We start from the raw sequence: 4,255 nt of genomic DNA, 5'->3' as shown, positions 1-4,255 counted from the left end.
CCCCCCCCCCCCCCCCCCCCCCCCCCCCCCCCCCCCCCCCCCCCCCCCCCCCCCCCCCCCCCCCCCCCCCCCCCCCCCCCCCCCCCCCCCCCCCCGGGACCGGCCCGCCACGGGCCGACCGGCCTCAGGCGGCGACGAGCGACATCGCCTCGGCGGTGAGCTCGACCGAGCGCAGCCGGCCCTCGGTGCCGGGGAACTGGTGGGCGACGATCAGCTCGTCGGCGTCGACCGACCGGGCGAAGCCGGTGAGGTACTCGCGCACCTCGGCGGGCGTGCCGACGGCGGTGTGGGTGAGCATCGTGTCCACGTGCAGGCCCGCGCCGCCGTCGAGCAGCAGCTGGGCCTCGTCGTCCGACAGCGACCGGCCGCGGCCGAACAGGCCGACGGCGAGGGTCCGGCGGACGGCGGCGTACGCGGCCTCGGCCTCGGCACGGGTGTCGGCGGCGACCGCGTTCACCCCGGCGATGACGTACGGGGCGTCCAGCTGCTCCGAGGGCTTGAACTCGCGCCGGTAGGCCTCCACCGCGGGCTCGAGCATCGCGGGGGCGAAGTGCGAGGCGAAGGCGTACGGCAGGCCGAGCGCGGCGGCCAGGGTGGCGCCGAACATCGAGGAGCCGAGGACGTAGAGCGGGACGTTCGACCCCTTGCCGGGGATCGCGTCGACGCCGGGGACCCGCGTCGAGCCGGCCAGGTAGGCCTGCAGCTCGAGGACGTCCTGCGGGAACCGGTCGGCCGAGTGCGGGTCGCGGCGCAGGGCGTACATCGTGTTCTGGTCCGAGCCGGGGGCGCGGCCCAGCCCGAGGTCGATCCGCCCGGGGTACATCGCGTCGAGGGTGCCGAACTGCTCGGCGATCGTCAGCGGCGAGTGGTTGGGCAGCATCACGCCGCCGGCGCCGAGCCGGATGGACGACGTGTGCGCGCCGACGTGCGCGATCAGCACGCTGGTCGCCGAGGAGGCGATCGTCGGCATGTTGTGGTGCTCGGCGTACCAGACGCGGCGGTAGCCGGTCTGCTCCGCGCGCTGGGCGAGCGCGACGCTCGCGGCGATGCTGTCGGCCGCGGTCGCCCCACGGGCGATCGGCGCCAGGTCGAGGATGGACAGCGGGATGCTCATGGACAGACCTCTCAGGTGGTGTTGCCCTGAGCAACCGGTCGCGGGCCGCTGCCCTTCCCGGGTGTGTCACTGCTCGTACTCGGGCCCCACGGAGCCGGTCTCCACCTCCCCGGCCCGCTGGTAGGTGGCGACCAGGACGCCGGAGCCGGTCACCCGGAACGCGGTCAGCCGCCAGGCCCGCGGGATCGTCCCGTCGCCGAACAGCCGCTTGCCCTGCCCGAGCGTCACCGGGAACACCACCAGCCGCAGCTCGTCGACGAGGTCCTCCCGCAGCAGCGTCTGCACCAGCCCCGGCGAGCCGTGCACCTGCAGCTCGCCGCCGTCGGCGGCCCTGAGCGCCCGGACGGCGTCGGGCACCGGACCGTCGAGCAGGCGGGCGGTCTCCCACTCCACCGAGGTGAGGGTGCGGGAGGCGACGTACTTGGTCTTGTCGTTGAGGCCGGTCGCGACCGCGCTGCTCTCGTCGCGCATCTGCGGCCAGGACGCGTGGAAGATCTCGTAGGTCCCGCGGCCGAGCAGGAAGTCCTGGGCGCCGGTGAACCACTCCTCCATCTGGGCGCCGAGGTCGTCGTCGAAGTGGGGCACCAGCCAGCCCTCGTGGGCGAAGCCGCCGGAGGGGTCCTCGCCCGGGCCTCCCGGCGCCTGCACGACGCCGTCCATGGTCAGGAACGTGGTGACGACGAGTGGTCGCACGGGTGCCTCCCGGGGTGGGGCGGCCCGGCCGGCCGCCGTCTCCTCCTAGGACGTCGCCCGGAGCCCGGGCTCATCGGCGTTCCGCGAGATCAGGGGCCCGGACGCGCCGGTCCGGGGACGGACCCCCCGAACGGGTGGACGCCGATCGCGCTGGGTCCGCCGACACCTCACCCGCGGTGACGACACGACCGGACGTCCCCACAGGATGGGGAGCTCCAGGGGGCGAAACGGGGGGTGTCCCCCCACCCCCGCTCGCCGTGAGAGTCGGAGCACGGAAGGAGCGGCCATCCGCTCCAGGGGAATCCGTCCATCCGATCGCGGGGGTCCACCATGAAGCGCACCACCAGCCTGTTCACCGCCGGGGCCATGGGGCTCGGCACGTTCGCACTCGTCAGCGCGGTCGCGCCCGGCGCGGCCCTCGCCAACTCCTGTGGCGTCACGGAGATCACCAGCATGGAGCAGCTGGACACGATCTTCGACGGCGGCCTCTCCGGCTTCGGCGACGGCGGCAACGCCACGATGGTGGCCGACGGCCTGCACATGACGACCGACGCGACGGACTCCGCCTACACCGGCTACTTCATGGACGGGCTCGGCATCCCGCTGGCCCAGGCCACCGCGCCGTCGAACTACGCCCTGGACGTCACCCAGGCCGCCGGCCAGCCCCTCGCCAACCACCCGACCTACGAGATGTGGGTGGACCTCGACGGCAGTGGGGCGCTGCCCTCCTGGCTGGTGTACTTCCAGCCCGCCACGGGCGACCCGGCCGACACCTGGTGGAGCGAGGTGCCCCTGACCGAGATCGACCCGAACGCCTCCGAGGCCGTCGACGAGGCGACGCTGGTCGACATCAGCGCCGCCTACCCGAACGCCGTCATCCAGACGATGGGCTTCCAGATCGTCTACTCGCCCGACGCCGACGCCGTCGTGCACGGCATGACCTTCGGCTGCAACGACTTCGTGTTCGGCTCCGGCTCCGGCAACGGGAACCCGGACCCCGACCCGGAGAACCAGCTGCCGACGGCGAGCTTCACCTCCGCCAACGACGGTGCGGCCTACACCTTCAGCGCCGTGACCGACGACGCCGACGGCGAGATCGTGAGCCACACCTGGGACTTCGGTGACGGCACCGCCCCGGCCGCGGGCAGCGCCACGGCGACGCACACCTACACCACCTCGGGCAACTACACCGTGAAGCTCACCGTCGTCGACGACCTCGGCGGCTCGTTCACCACCGAGCTCGCGATCACCGTCACCGTCCCGGGCAACGGCGGGGGCGACCCGACCGACCCGACCGACCCGACCGACCCGATCGAGCCCACCGAGTACGGCGCTCCGCTGCCGAACACCGGCGCCAACGTGCTGGGCATGGCCGCCATCGGCGGTCTGGTCCTCGCCGGTGGTGGCGCCGGCCTGGTCGTGAGCCGCCGCCGCAAGGCCGGCTCGGCCTCCTGACCGACAGCACCCGCGTCCCGCCCGCCGGCACCGGCGGGCGGGACGCACTCCATCGGGACAGGGGGACCGGTGATCCGCACGTCCTTCCGCGGGCTCTGCCAGCTCGCGATCACGGTCGGGGCCGTGATGCTGCTCTACGTCGCCTACGAGATCTGGATCACCGACCTGTTCAGTGACCGGGCCCAGGAGCAGGTGTCCGAGGACCTCCGCGAGGAGTGGTCCACGCCGTCCCCGGACCCCGAGCCCGACTTCGGCGAGGCCTTCGCCTTCCTGCACATCCCCCGCTTCGGGGCGGACTGGGAGCGGGCGGTCGTCGAGGGCACCGACCCCGACGAGCTCGAGGACGGCCCCGGGCACTACGTGGGCACCGCGATGCCGGGCGAGCAGGGGAACTTCGCCATGGCCGGCCACCGCGTCGGCCGCGGCAGCCCGTTCATCGCCCTCGACGTCCTGGAGCCCGGGGACCCCGTCGTCGTGGAGACCGCGGACACCTGGCACGTCTACCGGGTGACGACCACGACCGTCGTCGACCCGAGCGAGAGCAGCGTCGTCGCACCCACCCCCTGGGGTCCCATGAACGGGGAGGCGACCGGGGCGGTGCTCACCATGACGACCTGCCACCCCAAGTTCTCCACCGAGCAGCGCCTGGTGGTGCACGGGGAGCTGGAGAGCTCGGTGGCCAAGGCCGAGTCGCCGGAGGGGCCGGCGGCGCTCGAGGAGGTCTGAGCGTGTACTCGTGGATCTGGCGCCACCTCCCGGGGAGCACCGGGACCCGGGCGGTCACCGCCCTGCTCCTGGCCCTGGCCGTGGCGGCGCTGCTGCTGTTCGTGGCCTTCCCGGCGGTGTCCTCCCACGTGGAGCTCTGGTCACCGACGCTGTGAGCGCACGCGTCGACGGGGGGGGGGGGGGGGGGGGGGGGGGGGGGGGGGGGGGGGGGGGGGGGGGGGGGGGGGGGGGGGGGGGGGGGGGGGGGGGGGGGGGGGGGGGGGGGGG

The 4,255-nt window shown here is 74.4% G+C and carries 5 protein-coding genes; 3 read left to right on the top strand and 2 right to left on the bottom strand.

From position 1 onward, the window contains the following. Window positions 1–124: 124 nt before the first annotated feature. Both ACI79E_RS22315 and ACI79E_RS22310 read right to left on the bottom strand, forming a co-directional pair. A complete protein-coding gene (locus tag ACI79E_RS22315; RefSeq protein ID WP_456934772.1) occupies window positions 125–1,114 on the bottom strand; it encodes an LLM class flavin-dependent oxidoreductase in 990 nt (329 codons plus the stop codon). A gap of 66 nt (window positions 1,115–1,180) precedes the next feature. After that, window positions 1,181–1,807 (bottom strand): dihydrofolate reductase family protein, encoded by a 627-nt coding sequence (locus ACI79E_RS22310; protein WP_456934771.1) that lies wholly within the window; start codon window positions 1,805–1,807, stop codon window positions 1,181–1,183. A gap of 330 nt (window positions 1,808–2,137) precedes the next feature. Here ACI79E_RS22310 and ACI79E_RS22305 point away from each other — a divergent pair, with 330 nt between their 5' ends. From ACI79E_RS22305 to ACI79E_RS22295, 3 genes are all read left to right on the top strand, one after another. Next, window positions 2,138–3,262 (top strand): PKD domain-containing protein, encoded by a 1,125-nt coding sequence (locus ACI79E_RS22305; protein WP_456934770.1) that lies wholly within the window; start codon window positions 2,138–2,140, stop codon window positions 3,260–3,262. 69 nt (window positions 3,263–3,331) lie between these two features. Then, on the top strand, window positions 3,332–3,988 hold the full coding sequence (locus ACI79E_RS22300; protein ID WP_456934769.1) for a class E sortase: 657 nt from the start codon (window positions 3,332–3,334) through the stop codon (window positions 3,986–3,988). Window positions 3,989–3,990: 2 nt separating this feature from the next. Next, window positions 3,991–4,143, top strand: a complete 153-nt coding sequence (locus ACI79E_RS22295; protein WP_456934768.1) for a hypothetical protein — start codon at window positions 3,991–3,993, stop codon at window positions 4,141–4,143. The last annotated feature ends 112 nt before the right edge of the window (window positions 4,144–4,255 follow it).

The organism is Geodermatophilus sp. SYSU D00079 (genome assembly GCF_054050635.1).
The sequence above is the reverse complement of the archived record's forward strand: the minus strand, read 5'-3'. Positions and strand labels throughout refer to the sequence as shown.